Here is a 19,632-nt window from a genome sequence, read left to right on the forward strand (position 1 = left end):
GCATTAACAATCGATTATTCCCTATTTATTATGGAACTGGAAAATAGCGTCTGACATGACCTGGTATACCAGCTGCAGGTAGGGATCGCCGGCCAGCAGATCCCGGTGCAGGCTCATTGTAGTATCATCCTGCCGCAATGCAGGCCCTGTTTGTACCTGCTCCGGCGCAAATTTCTCCAGCCGGTCGAAGGTTTCCTTTATAATAGGTTGCAGTAAATTAAAATCCAGCTGCTCTTTTTCACAATAGGCTTTTGCCTGGGCGATCAGGTGATTGGTAAAATTATTACACAGCACGGCCGTGAGATGGTATTTCAACCGCTGTTCGGAAGAAGTAACCGTAACGCTGCCTGAAATACTCTGGGCCAGTGATTGCAGCCGCCTGAGCACCTCGTCGTTGCTGGCCTCCAGCATCACGGGGATGGGCGGGTAATTTTTCACCTCCTTGCGGATCGACTGTAAAGGATACACCACCCCTGTATTGGAGGATATCCTGGAGATGGCAGCCAGGGGCACCGCTCCGGCCGTATGCGCCACCATACGCTTTCCCAGGCGCAGTTCGTCGTTCAGCTCAGGGATGGCCGCATCACTCACTGCAAGCAGGTATACATCCGCGTCCATATTTATATCCTGCAGATCATTCGTATAATCTGCATGGAGCATCTCTCCCAGCTCCCTGGCATGATCTTTCTGCCGGCTCACCACCTGTTTTACCTGGTGACCATGAATTTTGAGGAGATGTCCGAAACAATGCGCAACATTGCCAGTGCCAACGATAACTACATCCATTATATTTAATTTTAAAATAACAAACCGCCGGTATCGATCGGATTCGTGGTTTCTAATATACGTGTTTTAGCGGGTACCCGTTTTTTTCATTACATTACAACGTATTTTAACGTTTAAAAGCGACCTTATTTTTTAATTTGAAGGTACTTTTATATTATTGCGGAATTCATAGAAGTAATTATTTTGTAGAATTTTGCGTATTTAGCAGCACATTAAAGAAGCATACATGGCAAAAAATTTAGTTATAGTTGAGTCCCCGGCGAAAGCCAAGACCATAGAAAAAATATTGGGCAAAGACTTCGAAGTCAAGTCCTGCTTCGGTCACATACGTGACCTGGAGAAGGATGACATGGGGATAGACATTGATAACAACTTCAAGCCTAAGTATGTGATCCCGGAAGATAAGGAAAAGGTGGTGAAGGAACTGAGGAAGCTGGCGAAGGATACCGATGAGGTATGGCTGGCCACGGATGAGGACCGTGAAGGGGAGGCCATTTCCTGGCATCTGTGCGAGGTATTGAACCTTGACCCCAAAACGACCAAACGTATTGTTTTCCATGAAATTACCAAGCCTGCCATAGAAAATGCCGTACAACATCCGCGCAAGCTGGATATGGACCGGGTAAATGCGCAGCAGGCCCGCCGTATTTTAGATCGTATTGTAGGCTTTGAGATCTCCCCCGTGCTGTGGCGTAAAATGAGTATGCGCAATTCCCTGTCGGCCGGCCGTGTGCAATCCGTAGCGGTTCGACTGATCGTGGAAAGGGAAAGAGAGATCAACACTTTCAATTCCGTGAGCACCTTTAAAGTGGAAGCTTATTTCACCGGTAAGGATATTAATGGTAAGAATATTTCCTTCAAAGCCGAGGGCCCGGGTAAATTCAAAACCGCGGAAGATGCGGAGAAATTCCTGCAGCAATGTGTTGGCGCCGCCTATACCGTAAAAGATATACAGGTAAAACCCGGCAAGAAATCGCCCGCAGCACCGTTCACCACTTCCACCCTGCAACAGGAAGCCAGCCGCAAACTCGGCTACAGCGTTTCCAAAACCATGTTGCTGGCCCAGAAGCTGTATGAAAGCGGTAATATCACTTACATGCGTACCGACTCCGTAAACCTGTCTGATACCGCGGTAAGTGAAATTGAAAAAGCCATTAAAACCAGTTTCGGTGACAAATACCATCAGCACCGGAAATTCAAAAATAAAAATGAGTCCGCACAGGAAGCGCACGAAGCCATCCGCCCTACCTACATGGAAAACACCACGGTAGACGACAGCGACACCCGCAAACTGTACGAACTGATCTGGAAACGCACCATTGCCAGCCAGATGGCTGATGCAGAACTGGAAAAAACCATCGCCAAGATCGATATCTCTACCAACCACGAAGAGCTGACCGCCAGCGGGGAAGTACTGAAATTCGACGGCTTCCTGAAAGTATACATGGAAAGCCACGATGATGAAGATGAAACGGAAGAACAGGAAGGTTCTTTACCTCCACTGGCCGTAAAACAATCCCTGGATCTGAAAGAAATGAAAGCCACCGAAAGGTTCTCCCGCCCGGCTCCCCGTTATACGGAAGCCAGCCTGGTAAAGAAACTGGAGGAACTGGGCATTGGCCGTCCATCTACTTATGCTCCTACTATTACCACCATTCAGAAACGTAATTATGTGGAGAAAAGGGATAAGGAAGGCGTGAAAAGGGATTTCCGTATCCTGCTGCTTAAGGCCGATAAGATCACCAAACAAACCGACTCAGAAAATACCGGGGCAGAAAAGTCGAAATTATTCCCTACAGACCTGGGAATGATTGTAACCGACTTCCTGAACCAGTACTTTAATAATGTAATGGACTACGGTTTTACTGCCAAGATTGAAGAGGAATTTGATGAAATTGCCAGCGGTAAAAAGGTATGGAATAAGATGATCAGCGAATTTTATTCTCCTTTCCATAAAGATGTGGAAAACACCCTCGAAAATGCAGAGCGGGTGAAAGGCGAACGTCCGCTGGGTACCGATGCCGCTACCGGTAAACCGATTGTAGCACGTATGGGCCGTTATGGACCTATGATCCAGATAGGTAGCGTGGAAGATGAGGAAAAGCCGCGCTTTGCCAAGTTAAAGGCCACACAAAGCATTGAAACCATTACACTGGATGAGGCTATGGAATTGTTTAAACTGCCCCGTAACATCGGCCAGTTTGAAGATTCCGATGTGATTATCAACATCGGCCGTTTTGGTCCGTATGCACAGCACGATAAGAAATTCTATTCCCTGAAAAAGGAAATGGACCCTTACACCGTGGAACTGGATGAAGTAGCACCGTTGATTGCAGAAAAACGTACTGCCAAGGATGAACGGACCATCAAAATATTTGAAAAGGAAAAAATTCAGATCCTGAAAGGACCGTATGGCCCTTATATCAAACAAGGCCTGAAGAACTATAAGATACCGAAGGAAAAAATAGATAACGCTGCTGATCTGACCGTGGAAGAAGCCAAAGCGATTATTGAGGACGTTAAAGCCAATCCACCTAAGAAAAAGGCGCCTCCCAGGAAGAAGAAAGCTGAATAACGCTGTGGTAAGAATATGCTGAAAATCGGGGCAATGATAATAACTGCAGTGTGAATGGTATGTTTATTATTAAATTTGCCGACAGGATCACATTATTTAATGATTACCACATGATCATAATAATGGTATGAACGAAAACAGAGAAATAAACGCTTTGTTCCACCTGTTGGATGATCCGGATCTGGAGGTATTTGATACGGTTGCAAGTAAAATATTACTGTACGGTAAAGATATCATTCCGAACCTGGAGAATTTGTGGGAGAATACAATTGACGAGGCTATTCAGGAAAGGATAGAGCTGCTGATCCACCGGGTTCATTACCAGGATTTGCAGGCAGCGTTACGTGTATGGGGGCTTTCATCATCCCAGGACCTGATGCAGGGCGCCATACTGGCTGCCAGATACCAGTTCCCCGATCTTATGGATGCACCTATCATTGCAGAAATAGATCGCATCAAACGTAATATATGGCTGGAACTGAATAATTATCTTACCCCGCTGGAACAGATCAATGTGCTGAACAGCATGATCTATAATTATTTCGGTCTTAAGGGAGAAGAAGTTTCCTACCAACGCAAAAACCAGTTCTTTATCAACCAGGTGGTAGAGTCCAAAAAGGGAAATCCTGTTACCAACGGGATTATCTATCAAAGCCTCTGCGCCATGCTGGACCTTCCTGTATACGCGGTGAATATCCCCAGGCAGTTTATCCTGGCGTATTTCGATAGCTATATTGATTTTTCCACCCCCGTGGAACCCGGCGACCACCGCATCCTGTTCTTTATAGACCCCATCCAGGGCCAGATCTATACCCAGCAGGACGTGGACACTTACCTGAAAAGAGTATCCGTACCACCGGTCCCCTCCTACTTCAAACCACAATCCAACAAACGCATCGTGCAGTTCTTACTGGAGGAATTGTCCAAGTGTTTTCGCGACGACAAAGACGCCTACAAAACGGATGAACTGATGAACCTGGCGAGTATACTCGAAGATTAACGCGGAATTTGTCTGACTCAGGATTAAACTGATTACGCTGATTACGCTGATTACGCTGATTTGATTTTGTAATGTGATTTAAAATGATTTGGGGAGATTTAAGCGGATATTCGCTTATGTCTCCTCAAATCATTTTTTAATCAGTTATAAAATCCAAAAAATCAAATCAGCGTAATCAGCGTAATCAGTTTAATCCTGAGTCAGACAAAATTCGCACGCGCGCCGAAGGCGCAGCGCAAATCAAAAAGCCCACCGCATAAGCGATGGGCTTCCTGATTTCTTGCAAGAAAAGATATTAATCTCTTACTTAGCTGGAGTTGCAGCAGCAGCTGAATCAACTGGAGCAGTTACAGCAGCAGAATCAACGTGAGCAGCAGAGTCAACTGGAGCAGTTACTACCGGAGCAGCGTTCATTGTGTCTACAGGTGCAGTTGCAGCAGAATCAGTAGCAGGAGTGCTACCACCGTTACAAGCAACGAAGAACAGGCCAGCGGCAGCAGCTAATACGAATAATTTTTTCATTTTTTAGGTTGTTTTATTTTTAAAACCGCCGCAAAGGTATGCAAATTTTATAAAATACAAAATCTGCTTTACCTCTTTTCCGGTAAGTATTTATTTTTTTCTAAAGAAGATCTTCAGCGGTACTCCTTTGAAATCAAATTTTGTCCGGATCTGGTTCTCCAGGTAGTTACGGTACGGCGTTTTCACATCGTCCGGGAGATTACAGAAAAAGGCAAATGCCGGTGTATGTGTAGGCAGCTGCGTTACATATTTGATACGGATAGGAATACCCCTCACCACCGGCGGGTGGTATGCTTCAATCGCTTTCAGCAGCACTTCGTTCAGCACGGATGTCTGGATCCGGCGGGTACGGTTTTCATATACTTCCAGGGCCGTTTCAATAGCTTTGAAAATACGTTGCTTTTCTGTTACGGAAGTGAAGATGATAGGCACATCGGAGAAAGGCGCCAGTCGCTCTTTCAGTGTTTTTTCGTAGTCCCTGGCAGTGTTGGTGGCTTTTTCCACAAGGTCCCATTTATTCACCAGGACCACTACGCCCTTGCCTTTTCGGGCAGCAAGACTAAAAATGCTAAGATCCTGCGCAGTGATACCTTTTTCCGCATCCAGCAGCAGCATTACCACATCGGATTCATCTACCGCCTTGATAGCACGGATCACGGAATAGAATTCCAGGTCTTCATTCACTTTTGTTTTACGGCGGATACCCGCAGTATCAATCAGCATGAAATCTTTCTGGAACATATTGTAACGGGTGTGAATGGTATCGCGGGTTGTACCGGCAATATCAGACACAATATTACGCTCCACGCCCACCAGTGCATTCAGCAGGGAAGATTTCCCTACGTTAGGCTGACCTATGATCGCTATTTTTGGAATGTCTGCATTCTGATTGGCGTCTTCCATATCCGGGGTAATAAAAGTTACCACGTCGTCCAGCAATTCGCCGGTGCCGCTGCCGGTCATGGAAGAAAGGAAGTGGGTACGTTCAAAGCCCATACTGTAAAACTCTGTGGCCTCCAGCTGGCGCTGACTGTTATCTACTTTGTTAACCACAAGGAAAACCGGTTTGGAGGTGCGGCGCAGAATATCCGCCACATCTGCATCCAGGTCTGTAATACCGGTAGTTACATCACACATGAAGATGATTACATTGGCCTCTTCCATAGCCACTTTTGCCTGCTTGCGAATCTCCCGCTCAAATACATCATCACTGTGGGTTACAAATCCGCCGGTGTCGATTACATTGAAGGTTTTGCCGTTCCAATCAGCAATACCGTATTGACGATCGCGGGTTACACCGCTCTGGTCGTCCACGATGGCCTTCCGCTGTTCCAGTAAACGGTTGAACAACGTTGACTTGCCTACGTTGGGACGGCCCACTATAGCTACTGTAAATCCTGCCATTTTGTTATTATATTTTGTCGTACTAACCTGGATAATACACCCAGGAATTTTTTAGTGTTAATACCCGTATTCCTTCAGGAATGTGTCGTTGTCGCGCCATTTGCCGCGTACCTTTACAAACAGTTCCAGGAATACTTTCCGTTCGATAAATTTCTCTATCTCCTGCCGGGCCAATGTTCCCAGCTCACGGATGGATTTGCCCCTTTCACCCAGGATAATGCCTTTCTGGGTATCGCGGGTAACGATAATTTCAGCAGTGATCTTCGTTAACGTATCCTTTTCCTGGAATTGTGTAACAATTACCGTGGTGTGATACGGGATCTCTTCTTCAAACAGCTGGAATACTTTTTCACGGATCATTTCTGCCACTAGAAAGCGTGTAGACTTATCCGTTAGTGTGTCATCAGGATAGAACGGGTTGCCGGCGGGCAACAGTTTTACTATTTCAGCCAGCAGCTCCTTTATTCCTTTTTTCTGCATGGCAGATATAGGCACTACAGCTGCCGCTTTGCCCCAGGCTTTGGCACGTTCCGTTAAAACTTCCATATCCTCTTTCAGGATATTATCCATTTTATTAAGGATGAGAATGATGGGTACTTTCAGTTTCAGCGAATCAAACAGCTCCAGGTTCTCTTCCATATTATCTTTGGCGTCCATGATCAGCAGGGCCACGTCTGCATCTTCCAGGGCCGATTTAACCGCTCCCATCATTTTTTCGTGCAGCTTGTACTTTGGATCGATGATGCCCGGCGTGTCGGAAAAAACGATCTGGTACGCAGGGTCCGTTAATACCCCGGTGATACGGTGACGCGTAGTTTGCACTTTAGGGGAAATGATAGCGAGCTTTTCACCAATAATGGCGTTCAGCAATGTGCTTTTCCCGGCATTGGGCTTACCAAAAATATTTACAAAACCTGCTTTATGCATGATGACAATTAAACCTGATGACGTTGCTGTTGCAACTCAAACTTACCGAAATAAAAAAAGCCGAATTTCTTCGGCTCTTAATCTTTTTACGCACTCTTCAGTACTATTTTGTAGCGAGGAGCGGATTCGAACCACTGACCTTCGGGTTATGAGCCCGACGAGCTACCTCTGCTCTACCTCGCAATGAGGGTGCAAAGATACAATTATTTCATTCAGCGCCAAATCTTTTTTGAAAAAAATACAAAAAGCCAACCATAAAAGGTTGGCTTTCATATTGGAATGCTTCATACATTGTTAAAATGGGAGGTCGTCAGCGGGCTGTTCCTGAACGGGCTCTGCCTCGGGTACGGTTATTTCAGGCACCGTGATTTTCCGTTTTTCCTCATCCTTACGGCTGAGCAACTTCAGTGAAAACACCCGTAACCTTAATGCCCCGCATAACGCACCGGTTGCCGTGCTTACGTATGCCTCCACTTTTGGAGCGCCTTCTACGTATACCATTACACCCTGCGTTAAAAAAGGAGCAACATTGAACTTGTCCCAAAGCGCGCAATCCACCCAGGTGGTTCTTTCTTCCAGTATGCCCTGTGCGTTCTTAAAACGCTCATTCACCGCTACCGGAAAATTGAACACAGTGGCGCCGTTGACTTCTTTTTTCACTACATCGCGGCCAAGATGCCCGATAAACTGAAGTTTCATCATCAGAAATAAAGATTTAAATGATTAAAAATTTATAAAAGATGATTGAGAGAAGTATCCTGAAAATTAAGCAATTTCCTTCTCTCAAAAAATAATTTCTGATTTATAGTTCATACAAGTATACCTTTGCAGTAACGCAACACATGGGGTGCCTTACTTTCAGGCTGAGATCACACCCAATGAACCTGGACCAGGTAATGCTGGTTAGGAATGAACAAACAGAAAACAGACATATTTAAAATGAAACAGCTAATGTTATTGGTGCTGCTATCTGTAGCAGGCACTTTACATGCACAATCGCTGGTAACCGGTACCGTTACCAGTAAAGCCAGCGGCCAGCCACTGGAGGGTGTTACTATTTCCGTCAACCAAACCGGCACTGTTACCGACAGCAGGGGCCATTACAGTATCCATCTTCCTAAAAAAGGAAACTATGCTTTAACAGCCAGTTTTGTAGGTTTTAAAACATTCACCACCACCATTACCGCCAATAATACCACACAGCTTACCGACATTTCCCTGGAAACAACAGCGCTGTTTGTAAAACCGGTAGAGATCAGCAGTTTACGCGCAGGTAAAAATTCTCCCTTCGTAAACACTACTTTAACCGCAGCGGATATCAAAAAACAAAACCTCGGACAAGACCTGCCCATCCTGCTGGATCAGCAACCCGGCGTAGTTACCAGTTCAGATGCCGGTACCGGTATCGGCTATACGGGCATGCGCGTACGCGGTTCTGATATTACCCGTATCAACGTTACCGTAAACGGTATCCCGGTGAACGATGCGGAATCGCAAGGAACCTTTTTTGTGAACATGCCGGACTTTGCTTCCTCTGTAAGCAGCGTTCAGCTGCAGCGCGGCGTAGGTACTTCCACCAACGGGGCCGGCGCTTTCGGCGCTACGCTGAACCTCAGCACCAACGAATTCAATGAAAAAGCATACGGCGAGATCAGCAACAGCTACGGCTCCTTCAATAGCTGGAAACATACAGTGAAAGCCGGTTCCGGCCTCATCAACGATCACTTCACCATAGATGCGCGCCTCTCTAAAATTTCATCAGACGGGTATATAGACCGCGCCACTTCCGACCTGAGCTCTTTCTATACTTCCGCGGCCTACGTTTCCGCCAAAACAGCCATAAGACTGAACGTCTTCTCCGGGAAAGAAAAAACATACCAGGCCTGGTACGGCGTACCAAAGGCACTCCTGGAAACAGACCGCACGTACAATCCGGCCGGCACGGAAAAACCAGGCAGCCCTTACGATAATGAAACCGATAATTACCAGCAGGATCATTACCAGCTGTTCCTGAACCAGGAAGTGAATTCACATGTCAACTTCAACGTAGCCTTCCACCTCACCCGCGGACGTGGTTACTACGAACAATACAAAGCGCAGCAGCTTTTTTCCGGCTACGGATTACAGGGACCGGTGATCAACGGCAAAAGTGTTGATACCACCGATCTCGTTCGGCAGCTGTGGCTGGACAACTATTTCTATGGATCCGTGTTCTCTGTAAACCGTACCGGCGAAAAGTTCAACTGGAGCCTGGGTGGCGGCTGGAACCGCTATACCGGCGACCACTACGGCAAAATCATCTGGGCACAAACCGGCATCGGTAAAGACCACGAATATTACAGGTATCCTGCAGCAAAAAATGATTTCAACATTTACTGGAAAGGTGAATATAAACTCACTGCTGCGCTGAGCATTTTTGCAGATATGCAATACCGCAACATCATGTACAACATGGATGGCTTTGAAGCGGCGCCTTCCTACATCGCGCATGCGAACTATAATTTCTTCAACCCTAAAGCAGGTATCTCTTATAACATCAATCCCACTAACCGGGTATTCGCGTCTGTTGCCATTGCTCATAAAGAGCCCAACCGCGGCGACTTTGAAAATAACTATGGCGTGGCAACCCCCAAACCGGAAATACTCCGCGATGTGGAAGCCGGTTATTCATGGAACAACAACATTGCCGCAATACAGGCCAACCTATACTACATGAATTACAAAAACCAGCTGGTGCAAACCGGTATGCTCACCGATGTAGGCGCCTATATGCGCACCAACATTCCTAAAAGCTATCGCATGGGTATTGAAGTGAATGGTAATGTAAAACTGGGCAGCATTGTGAACATAGCCGCCAATGCAGCTTTGAGCCAGAACAAAGTACTGGATTATCATGCCGTTACTTACGATGGCGACGCGGCCGCACATACACAGGTATTCAACAAAACAGACATTTCCTTCTCCCCTTCTTTCGTAGGTGGGTTCACGTTAACCGTGAAACCGGTTAAAAACCTGAACATCGATGTACTTGGTAAATATGTAAGCCGCCAGTACATGGATAACACATCCAACAAAGACGGTAGCCTGGATCCTTACTTTGTAAACAACCTGCGTATCAACTACGTAGTACCGCAACCGTTATTCAGGGAACTGGGACTGCAATTCATGCTGAACAATGTTTTCAACGTAAAATATGAACCCAACGGAAGCACTTACAGCAGCTACGACCTGGCCGGCAACCGCGTGGTATATGATAGTTATTATTACCCGATGGCCGGCATTAATTTCTTTGCCGGGATAACTATCGGGCTCTGATTTAATTGCATAAAAAAAGCGGGGATCAATATTGATCTCCGCTTTTTTTATGCAATATGTTTATCAGCTATTAAGCAATTTTTCTATCGCCTTATCTACCGATTCAAAAGGGAACCCTTTAATCACCACGTCCATCTGTGCTGCAATCTGCTGTGTGCCTAAATTGCCGATGCTACCTGCGTGGGTGTGATTTACAGCCTTGTCTGGCGAAAAGGTACCATTCTCAATGTCCATCCCCACTTTCTTATAGGCCTCACGGAAAGGAGTGCCCTGCAATACCAGGTTGTTCACTACTTCCACACTAAAGAGGTATTGATACTTATCGTCGTCCAGTATATTTTCCTTAATGCGGATATTTTCCAGCATCAGGCGGCTCATGCGGATACAGTCCTTCAACGTCTGGAAAGCCGGGAACAGATTCTCCTTCAGCAGCTGTAAGTCGCGGTGATAGCCGGAAGGCAGGTTGGTGATCATCATGGCTATTTCGTTAGGCAACGCCTGGAGCTTGTTGCCATGAGAGCGGATCAGTTCCCACACATCCGGGTTCTTTTTATGCGGCATGATGCTGGAGCCGGTAGTCAGTTCATCCGGGAAGCTGATAAAGCCAAAGTTCTGGTTCATGAACAGGCAGGCGTCCATGGCCATTTTAGCGATAGTAGCCGCAATACCTGCCAGTGCAAAAGCGACTATTTTTTCCGTTTTACCACGTCCCATCTGCGCATATACCACGTTGTAATTGAGCGCATCAAAACCAAGCAATGCGGTGGTAAGCTCACGGTCAAGGGGGAACGAAGATCCGTAACCGGCAGCTGAGCCAAGCGGGTTTTTATTCACTACCCGGTAAGCGCCCTGTAACATGGTAAGATCGTCTACCAGGCTTTCTGCATAAGCGCCAAACCATAGTCCGAAAGAGGAAGGCATGGCAATTTGCAAATGAGTATAGCCCGGTATGAGGTGCGCTTTATATTCCTCGCTTTTCTGCTGCAGCAGGTGGAATAAGGCCAGTACTTCTTCTGTCATGGTTCGCAGCTCATGACGCAGGAACAGCTTCAGATCTACCAGCACCTGGTCGTTACGGGAACGGCCGCTGTGGATCTTCTTTCCTACTTCGCCCAAACGGCGGGTCAGTAACAGTTCTACCTGTGAGTGAATATCTTCCACTCCTTCCTCCAGTTTAAAATTGCCGGATTGGATTTCCTGGTAGATGTTCTTCAGTTCCTGTTTCAGTATGGTGAGCTCTTCCTTCTCCAGTAATCCTATACTTTGCAGCATGGTGATATGTGCCATAGAGCCCAGCACATCAAACGGCGCCAGGAAGGCATCCATTTCACGGTCTTTTCCTACAGTGAATGTTTCCACCGCCGCTAAGGAGGCTTTATCTTTTTGCCACAATTTCATGATACTATAGTTTTTTCATACGTTGTTACAGCATGAAATTAAAAATCATATTTTCAAAACAGGCTCAAAATTCATGCTACTGGATCATTTCAAGCAATTGTATATAACTCTGGATGCCGTCTTTGATTTCGTGCAGATGAATATATTCGTCTGCGGTATGTGAGCGTGCGGAATCACCGGGGCCCATTTTTACCGAGGTTGCCGGTATCAGCGCCTGGTCAGAAGTGGTAGGCGATCCGTAGCAGGATTTGCCTATGCTTACACCTGCCAGTACAAACGGGTGGTCCATCGGTATAAAGGATGGCCGCATCCGCATGGACCGTGGCTTTACTTCGCAGGACACATTGGCCCGGATAATTTCCAGCAGCTCCTCAAGTGTATATTGATCAGTGGCCCGTACATCTACCACAAAGGTACAGTCGGCCGGCACTACATTATGCGCTTTATTGGAAGTGTTGATCACGGTAACGCTCATCTTCACCGGTCCCAGTGTTTCCGATATTTTAGGGAAGCGGAAATCCTTAAACCAATTAAGATCGGGCAACGCTTTATACAAAGCGTTTTCACCCTCTTCCCTCGCCGCGTGACCTGCTTTGCCGTAACTGGTACAATCCAGTACCATCAGGCCTTTTTCAGCAATAGCCAGTTGCGTTAAAGTAGGCTCGCCTACAATGGCAAATTCAATAGCGGGCAGTTTTGGAAGGATACTTTCTATCCCGTTAGCGCCGCTGATCTCTTCCTCTGCGGTAGCTGTAAGGATGATGTTGTAGCTAAGATCGCTACGGTGATAAAAATGCAGGAACGTTGCGATCAGGCTTACCAGGCAACCGCCGGCATCATTGCTACCGAGCCCGTAGAGCTTTCCGTCTTCCACATCCGGGCTGAAAGGATCGCGGGTATATTGTGGATTAGGTTTTACGGTATCATGATGGGAGTTCAGGAGTATATTACGTTTGGAGGGATCATAATGTTTATTGAAGGCCCAGATATTATTGAGATGCCGCTCATGCGGAATATCCATAGCCGTCAGGAACTCACTGATCAGTTGCGCGGTGCCGTCTTCTTCGCGGCTTAATGAAGGGGTGGCGATCATCTGTTTCAACAGGGCCACCGCCACATCATATAGTTTTTCGTTCCACATAGGTTAGCATATTAGAGTGCCTGCCACTTCCGGGGTTGTATTGCTCAGAACATCATCTGCATGCCCTATCAGCACTTCTTTTACACCATTGTCTATTGCCTCGAAAGCGTTTTGCAGTTTAGGCAATATCCCGTCTGTCAGTATTTTTTCTTCCAGCAACTGCTGGTAAATTTCTTTATTGATGAGATTGATCACGGAGTCATCATCTGCAGGATTCCGTAATACCCCTTTCTTTTCAAAGCAGTAGATCAGTCTCACGCTGTAATGCTCAGATAAAGCAATAGCCAGCGAAGATGCAATGGTGTCTGCATTCGTATTGAGGATCTGTCCTTTACCATCATGCGTAAGCGGTGCAAACACCGGCGTAACACCGGTGTCCAGTAAGGCTTTCAGCGGAGCCGTATGCAAGGTGCCGGTATGTATATCGCCTACGAAACCATAGTCAATTTCCTTTACCGGTCTTTTTACCGCGGGGATAATGTTGGCGTCTGCACCGGTTAATCCAATGGCGTTACAACCATTGGCCTGCAACCGGGCTACCAGTTGCTTGTTCACCAAACCGCCGTATACCATTGTCACCACATCGATAGTGTCTGCATCCGTGATCCTCCTGCCGTCTACATATTTTGATTCTATGCCCAGCTTATCTCCGATACGGGTAGCGATTTTACCGCCTCCATGTATCAGGATCTTTTTACCGGGAATTGCTGCAAACTTCCCAAGGAAGGTTTGCAGCAATGCCGGGTTATCGATCACGTTTCCGCCTACTTTGATAATAAATAAGTCGATCATAATTATCCTTTCAGTATTTCACTCAAAACCGCCTGGGCAGCCCATACGCGGTTACCCGCTTCGCGGATAACGATGGATTGCGGACCATCCAGTACTTCATCTGCAATTACCACATTCCTTCTTACCGGCAGGCAGTGCATTACTTTAGCAGCATTGGTGAGCGCCAGCTTTTCGTTGGTAAACATCCAGGAAGGATCTGTACAGGTGATCTTGCCATAGTCTTTGTAAGAAGACCAGTTTTTCACGTATACAAAATCTGCATCCTTCAATGCCTTATCCTGGTTGTATTCAATGTGTGCACTACCGGAAAACTGTTCATCCAGTTCATAGCCTTCAGGATGAGTGATCACAAAATCTGCTTCTCCCCATGCGTTCATCCATTGTGCGAAAGAGTTGGGAACAGCCTGTGGCAGCGCCTTTACATGAGGTGCCCAGGTCATTACCACTTTAGGTTTACGGGTTTGCTGCCAGTTCTCCTTAATGGTAATCACATCTGTTAAACTCTGTAAAGGGTGCAGGGTAGCGCTTTCCAGGCTTACTACCGGTACACCGGCATACTTAATGAACTGGTTAATATATTTCTCTGTATAATCTTCTTCTTTATTCTTCAAACCAGGAAATGTACGGATAGCCAGTATATCGAAATACTGACCCATTACCGCTGCAGCCTCTTTTACGTGCTCCGTGGTGTTGCCATTCATCACCACTCCATCATTCATTTCCAGCGCCCAGCCTTCCTTATCAATGTTAAACACGATTGCTTCCATACCCAGGTTCTTTGCAGCGATCTGTGTACTTAAGCGTGTTCGCAAACTGGGATTCAGGAATATCATTCCCACTGTTTTGTTCTTACCTAATTCCTTATCCCTCAAAGGATCTTTCTTGTAGTTCAACGCAATGTCCACTAACCGCGGGACACTGGGAACATCTGCTGTAGAAATAAATTGTTTCATTTCGCTTATAGGCTTTAAACAGGCAGTGGAAAGATGTAAAGGCACACTGCCTGCCATACATGGTTGTTTTACTTATTTATTTATTGCTTTTCCGAATGCTTCCAGGAACTGGTCTGCATGCGCTTGTGTAAGGGCCAGTGAAGGCAGCAAACGGATCACGTTTGGTTTTGCTTCACCGGTAAAGATCTTATGGGTATGCAGCAGTTCTTTTCTTACATGTGATAATTCTTCGGGAAGATCTATACCGATCATCAAACCACGGCCTCTTACTTCTTTCACCTTATCAAAGGTGCGCAGGTTTTCCATGAGATAATTACCTATGGCAGCAGCATTCTCTACCAGTTTTTCCGCCTGAATGGTTTCCAGTACGGCCAGCGCTGCTGCGCAGGCCAGGTGATTACCACCAAAGGTAGTGCCCAGCATGCCATACACGGCCTGGAACTTAGGTGCAATAATGATGGCGCCGATAGGGAAACCGTTACCCATTCCTTTTGCCATGCTATAGATATCTGCATTTACACCTGCAAAATCGTGCGAGTAAAATTTACCGCTGCGGCCATATCCACACTGTACGGAGTCTGCAATGAACACGGCGTTGTGCGCATCACAGAGGCTCCTGATCTTTTGCAGGAAAGCTTCGCTGGCTACGTTGATACCACCTACGCCCTGTATGCCTTCAATGATCACGGAGGATACTTCATATTGCTGGAAAGCCTGCTCCAGTGCGGCCTGGTCTTCCCATGGTAAAAACACTATGTTGTCTGTTTCATTTACCGGCGCTACGATCTTCGGGTTGTCGGTAGCGGCTACTGCCAGGGATGTTCTGCCATGGAATGCTTTCTTAAAAGCGATGACCTTCTTTTTACCGTTGTAAAACGAAGCCAGCTTCAACGCATTTTCATTGGCTTCCGCACCGGAGTTGCAGAGGAACAACTGGTAATCGTCCTTACCGGATACTTTACCCAGCAAGGCGGCCAGTTCTTCCTGTAAAGGCATCTTTACGGAATTGGAGTAAAAGCCTACTTTATGTAACTGGTCTGTAAGGCGCTTTACATAATGCGGGTGCGTGTGGCCAACAGAGATCACGGCATGCCCGCCGTACAGATCCAGGTATTGCGTACCCTTATCGTCCCAAACATGGGAGCCGAGGGCTTTTTCTATAATGATATCGTTAACGGGATATACGTCGAAGAGTTTCATGCTGGCAAATAAAATTGAGAATGATAAAAACGTTTAGAACACGATGGACTTCAGTTTCAGTCCTGCCGTTTCATCCAGTCCGCACATCAGGTTCATGTTTTGCACTGCCTGACCGGAAGCGCCTTTCAGCAGGTTATCTTCAATGGAATGGACCACCAGTTTGTTACCGGTTTTTTCCAGTTGGATCAAACACTTGTTGGTATTCACTACCTGCTTCAGATCTATCTGTTTATCGCTTACGTGTGTAAACGGATGACCGGCGTAAAAGTCCTTATACAGCTTCACAGCCTCTTCCAGCGATAAGTCGGTTTGCATATACGAGGTTACCCAGATTCCTCTTGGATAATCGCCACGCACCGGAACAAAGTTCACCTCACCATTGTAGCCTGGCTGCAACAGCTGCAGGCTTCGTCGTATTTCTTTCAGGTGCTGATGCGTCAATACTTTATAGGTGGAAATATTATTGGCTCTCCATGTAAAGTGGGAGGTCGCCTGTAAACTCTGACCGGCACCGGTGGAACCGGTGATACCGGTGGTATGCACTTCTCCCAGCAGCCCTGCTTTTGCAAGCGGCAACAGGCCCAGCTGGATGCCGGTGGCAAAGCAACCGGGATTGGCGATGTTCTGCGCAGTTTTAATCTGCTCCCGCTGCATTTCCGGTAAGCCGTATACAAACACGCGCTCTTTAACGGTTTCGCCTAAACGAAAATCCTGGCTCAGGTCAATCACTTTTACATGAGGCGCCACATCTGTGGCTTCCAGGAATTTCTTTGATTCGCCATGGCCCAGGCAAAGGAACATCACATCGATATCGTTACTAAGGTCGCCGGTGAACAGCTGTTCTGTTTCTCCCAGCAGGTCGGCATGCACAGCATACAACGGGTTGCCCGCATTACTACGGCTATGCACAAACGAAATAGTTACATCCGGGTGGTTCAGTAAAAGCCGGATCATTTCACCGCCTGTATAACCTGCCCCACCTACAATAGCTACTTTTATTTTTGATGGTTTCATTTATGATTTATTGTGCTAAAAAGCTGAAAGGACAAAGCATAAAGCCCAAAGCTATTACAGCGATTGATGATGCTTTTATTCTTCTTTTTTAGCTCATGATACTCTTAAAGCTTTGATAAACGCTATTAACATAGCTTTTACTTCGTTAACCTTTTTGTTGAGATCAGTATAAACTGATTCATCCAAAAATTTCAAATCAAATGCCAGCAATGCGCAATATTCTACTTCATGTGCAGAACCCAGTGCATGATCAAGAAACCTCGCAAAATCTTTTTCTGTTGTTCTACCACATCCCTCAACAATATTCAGCGGCACACTATAGGCAGCTCTCTTCATCTGGCTTACCAGCGCGAACATCTCATCCTTCGGCAATTGAACAACTACATCTTTATAAACAAATGTCGTCATTAAATGTACCCTTTTCCAAACCTCCAGTTTCTTGTAATCTCTCATATAGTCCTAATTTAACATTATAAAATATTTTAAACCGGACTATACTAAACACACAATCACTTACACAATCTGCTACTTAATCTCCAACGCAACAGCTTTACGCTTTCGGCTTTACGCTCTCCCGCACCTGGTGCCAGATCATGGTCTGGTTACCAAAAATTTTGCTGAATCCTCTCACGTCATCGCCGCTCCAGCCGGTGTTCATTTCACCGTATTTACCAAACTTGCTGCTCATCAGGTCGTAAGGGGAACTGATACCGGTTACCTGGAAACGGTAAGGCATCAGGGTTACAAATACTTCGCCGGATACATTTTCCTGGGTGTTTTGCAGGAAAGCTTCGATATCGCGCATTACCGGGTCCATGATCTGTCCTTCATGCATGTAGTTACCATAGAACTGCGCCAGTTGGTCTTTCCAGCTCAGCTGCCATTTGGTTAACACATGTTTTTCCAATGCATGATGCGCTTTAATGATCACCATAGGCGCAGCAGCTTCAAACCCAACACGTCCTTTGATACCGATAATGGTATCGCCTACGTGGATATCGCGGCCAATGGCAAACGGGCCGGCGATGGTTTGTAAATATTGAATGGCTTCAGACGGGTGACCAAAAGTTTTATCGTTCACACCGGTGAGCTCTCCTTTTTCAAATGTTAATTTCACCTGCTCTTCTCCCTGCTTTGTAAGCTGGGTAGGCCATGCAGCTTCAGGCAGCATGCCATTGGAGGTCAGTGTTTCTTTACCACCAACGGAAGTTCCCCACATACCTTTGTTAATAGAGTACATGGCTTTTTCGAAGTTCACTTCCACTCCTTTTGACCGGAGATAAGTGATCTCTTCTTCGCGGCTCAGTTTCATATCACGGATAGGGGTAATGATTTCCACACCGGGGATCATGATATGGAATACCATATCAAAACGCACCTGGTCGTTACCTGCGCCGGTGCTGCCGTGCGCCACTGCGTCGGCGCCCACTTCCTTCACATATCCTGCGATGGCCAGCGCCTGGCTCATGCGCTCTGCGCTTACGCTTAAGGGATAGGTATTGTTTTTCAGTACATTACCGAAGATGAGGTATTTGATCACACCATCATAATAAGAACGTATTGCATTAACAGTTTTATGACTTTTAACGCCCAGGCTGTAAGCGCGCTTTTCTATTTCCTGCAGTTCCTGCTCAGAGAAACCACCAGTGTTTACGATCACTGAATGCACTTCATATCCTTTTTCTTCGGTCAGATATTTAACGCAATAGGAAGTATCAAGTCCTCCGCTAAATCCCAGTACTACTTTTTTCATTATGACATCTTTTTTTATAGATCCAGATAACAATATTGACAACCCTGTAGTCAGAACAGGAAAAATTTCTTTTTAGACCCCGTAGCGCCACCTTCTTTCCTGCTTTTCAGCAAAACAAATCTTTTAAAACGTAACCAACGCTCATAGAGCTTTATGTTTCCTTTAAATCTGCGGCGACGCCTGGCGTGATGCATATGACCACTGGCGCTCACAGATAATTGTGGCTGTGGCTGTGATTCCGTGGCGGCAGCTTTTTCGGCCATCGCTTTTTCTTCTGCTTCTTTCAGCTTCTCCAGCGGATTGTACAGCATGGCGGTACATAAACAGTTCTTCCTGTTCTTGGCAGTAAGGATGTCGAAGTTCACGCAGCTTCTGCAACCCTTCCAGAACTCCTCATCGTCGGTAAGCTCAGAATAGGTTACCGGCTCATAACCCAGCTCGGAATTGATTTTCATTACGGCCAGACCGGTGGTTAAACCAAAGATCTTTGCGTCCGGGTATTTCTCTCTCGACAGCTCAAATATTCTTTTCTTGATTGATTTGGCAACACCGTGACCTCTGAAGGCGGGATTAACGATCAGTCCTGAGTTTGCCACAAATTTCTCATGCCCCCAGGCCTCAATATAACAGAAGCCCACCCAATCGCCCTGGTCGGTAACAGCAATAACGGCCTTACCTTCCTTCATTTTCAGCTCCACATAATCAGGGGAACGCTTGGCAATGCCGGTTCCTCTTGCTTTTGCAGATGACTCCATCTCGTCTGTGATGGTATTTGAATAGTGAATATCGTCAGGAGTGGCTACCCTAACGATGATATGTTGATTTTCCAACTTTTTAAAAATTGAAATCGTG

General features: G+C 46.3%; 17 protein-coding genes and 1 tRNA gene. 3 read left to right on the forward strand and 15 right to left on the reverse strand.

Annotated features, from left to right (window positions below; genetic code table 11):
- Positions 1–21: 21 nt before the first annotated feature.
- Complete coding sequence (locus tag FN124_RS03425) at positions 22–786, reverse strand: Rossmann-like and DUF2520 domain-containing protein (RefSeq protein ID WP_142683385.1); 765 nt, start codon at positions 784–786, stop codon at positions 22–24.
- Between the two features lie 226 nt (positions 787–1,012).
- Here FN124_RS03425 and topA point away from each other — a divergent pair, with 226 nt between their 5' ends.
- Together topA and FN124_RS03435 are read left to right on the forward strand one after the other, a co-directional pair.
- The gene (gene topA / locus FN124_RS03430) at positions 1,013–3,361 is read left to right on the forward strand and encodes a type I DNA topoisomerase (RefSeq protein ID WP_142683386.1); all 2,349 of its coding nucleotides are present in this window, start codon (positions 1,013–1,015) and stop codon (positions 3,359–3,361) included.
- Positions 3,362–3,488: 127 nt separating this feature from the next.
- Entirely contained in the window at positions 3,489–4,361 is an 873-nt protein-coding gene (locus FN124_RS03435; protein WP_142683387.1) for a transglutaminase-like domain-containing protein, read from the forward strand.
- A 303-nt stretch (positions 4,362–4,664) separates the two neighbouring features.
- On the opposite strand, the gene FN124_RS03440 is transcribed toward FN124_RS03435, so the two are convergent.
- From FN124_RS03440 to FN124_RS03460, 5 genes are all read right to left on the reverse strand, one after another.
- Positions 4,665–4,883: a hypothetical protein gene (locus FN124_RS03440; RefSeq protein ID WP_142683388.1), complete on the reverse strand. Its 219-nt coding sequence runs from the start codon at positions 4,881–4,883 to the stop codon at positions 4,665–4,667.
- Between the two features lie 90 nt (positions 4,884–4,973).
- The gene (gene der / locus FN124_RS03445) at positions 4,974–6,287 is read right to left on the reverse strand and encodes a ribosome biogenesis GTPase Der (protein WP_142683389.1); all 1,314 of its coding nucleotides are present in this window, start codon (positions 6,285–6,287) and stop codon (positions 4,974–4,976) included.
- A 57-nt stretch (positions 6,288–6,344) separates the two neighbouring features.
- Positions 6,345–7,214 carry a GTPase Era gene (gene era / locus FN124_RS03450; protein WP_142683390.1) on the reverse strand — a complete coding sequence of 290 codons (870 nt, stop codon included), beginning with the start codon at positions 7,212–7,214 and terminating at the stop codon, positions 6,345–6,347.
- A 111-nt stretch (positions 7,215–7,325) separates the two neighbouring features.
- Positions 7,326–7,397, reverse strand: a tRNA-Met gene (locus FN124_RS03455).
- Between the two features lie 111 nt (positions 7,398–7,508).
- Complete coding sequence (locus FN124_RS03460; protein ID WP_142683391.1) at positions 7,509–7,916, reverse strand: single-stranded DNA-binding protein; 408 nt, start codon at positions 7,914–7,916, stop codon at positions 7,509–7,511.
- 237 nt (positions 7,917–8,153) lie between these two features.
- On the opposite strand from FN124_RS03460, the gene FN124_RS03465 reads away from it, so the two are divergent.
- Positions 8,154–10,529 carry a TonB-dependent receptor gene (locus FN124_RS03465; protein WP_142683392.1) on the forward strand — a complete coding sequence of 792 codons (2,376 nt, stop codon included), beginning with the start codon at positions 8,154–8,156 and terminating at the stop codon, positions 10,527–10,529.
- 63 nt (positions 10,530–10,592) lie between these two features.
- On the opposite strand, the gene argH is transcribed toward FN124_RS03465, so the two are convergent.
- From argH to FN124_RS03510, 9 genes are all read right to left on the reverse strand, one after another.
- Positions 10,593–11,927, reverse strand: coding sequence for an argininosuccinate lyase (gene argH, locus FN124_RS03470; protein WP_142683393.1), 1,335 nt, complete (start codon positions 11,925–11,927; stop codon positions 10,593–10,595).
- A gap of 76 nt (positions 11,928–12,003) precedes the next feature.
- The gene (locus FN124_RS03475; protein WP_142683394.1) at positions 12,004–13,068 is read right to left on the reverse strand and encodes a M20 family metallo-hydrolase; all 1,065 of its coding nucleotides are present in this window, start codon (positions 13,066–13,068) and stop codon (positions 12,004–12,006) included.
- Between the two features lie 3 nt (positions 13,069–13,071).
- The gene (argB, locus tag FN124_RS03480; RefSeq protein WP_142683395.1) at positions 13,072–13,860 is read right to left on the reverse strand and encodes an acetylglutamate kinase; all 789 of its coding nucleotides are present in this window, start codon (positions 13,858–13,860) and stop codon (positions 13,072–13,074) included.
- A 2-nt stretch (positions 13,861–13,862) separates the two neighbouring features.
- Positions 13,863–14,870: an N-acetylornithine carbamoyltransferase gene (locus FN124_RS03485; protein ID WP_260607313.1), complete on the reverse strand. Its 1,008-nt coding sequence runs from the start codon at positions 14,868–14,870 to the stop codon at positions 13,863–13,865.
- A 15-nt stretch (positions 14,871–14,885) separates the two neighbouring features.
- Entirely contained in the window at positions 14,886–16,013 is a 1,128-nt protein-coding gene (locus FN124_RS03490) for an aspartate aminotransferase family protein (protein ID WP_142683397.1), read from the reverse strand.
- 33 nt (positions 16,014–16,046) lie between these two features.
- On the reverse strand, positions 16,047–17,027 hold the full coding sequence (gene argC / locus FN124_RS03495) for an N-acetyl-gamma-glutamyl-phosphate reductase (protein ID WP_142683398.1): 981 nt from the start codon (positions 17,025–17,027) through the stop codon (positions 16,047–16,049).
- Between the two features lie 93 nt (positions 17,028–17,120).
- Entirely contained in the window at positions 17,121–17,480 is a 360-nt protein-coding gene (locus FN124_RS03500; RefSeq protein ID WP_142683399.1) for a four helix bundle protein, read from the reverse strand.
- Positions 17,481–17,577: 97 nt separating this feature from the next.
- Positions 17,578–18,780: an argininosuccinate synthase gene (locus tag FN124_RS03505; protein ID WP_260607314.1), complete on the reverse strand. Its 1,203-nt coding sequence runs from the start codon at positions 18,778–18,780 to the stop codon at positions 17,578–17,580.
- Positions 18,781–18,830: 50 nt separating this feature from the next.
- Positions 18,831–19,610 carry a GNAT family N-acetyltransferase gene (locus FN124_RS03510; protein WP_142683400.1) on the reverse strand — a complete coding sequence of 260 codons (780 nt, stop codon included), beginning with the start codon at positions 19,608–19,610 and terminating at the stop codon, positions 18,831–18,833.
- Between the last annotated feature and the right edge of the window lie 22 nt (positions 19,611–19,632).

The organism is Chitinophaga polysaccharea (assembly GCF_902150045.1).
GTDB lineage: Bacteria > Bacteroidota > Bacteroidia > Chitinophagales > Chitinophagaceae > Chitinophaga > Chitinophaga polysaccharea_A.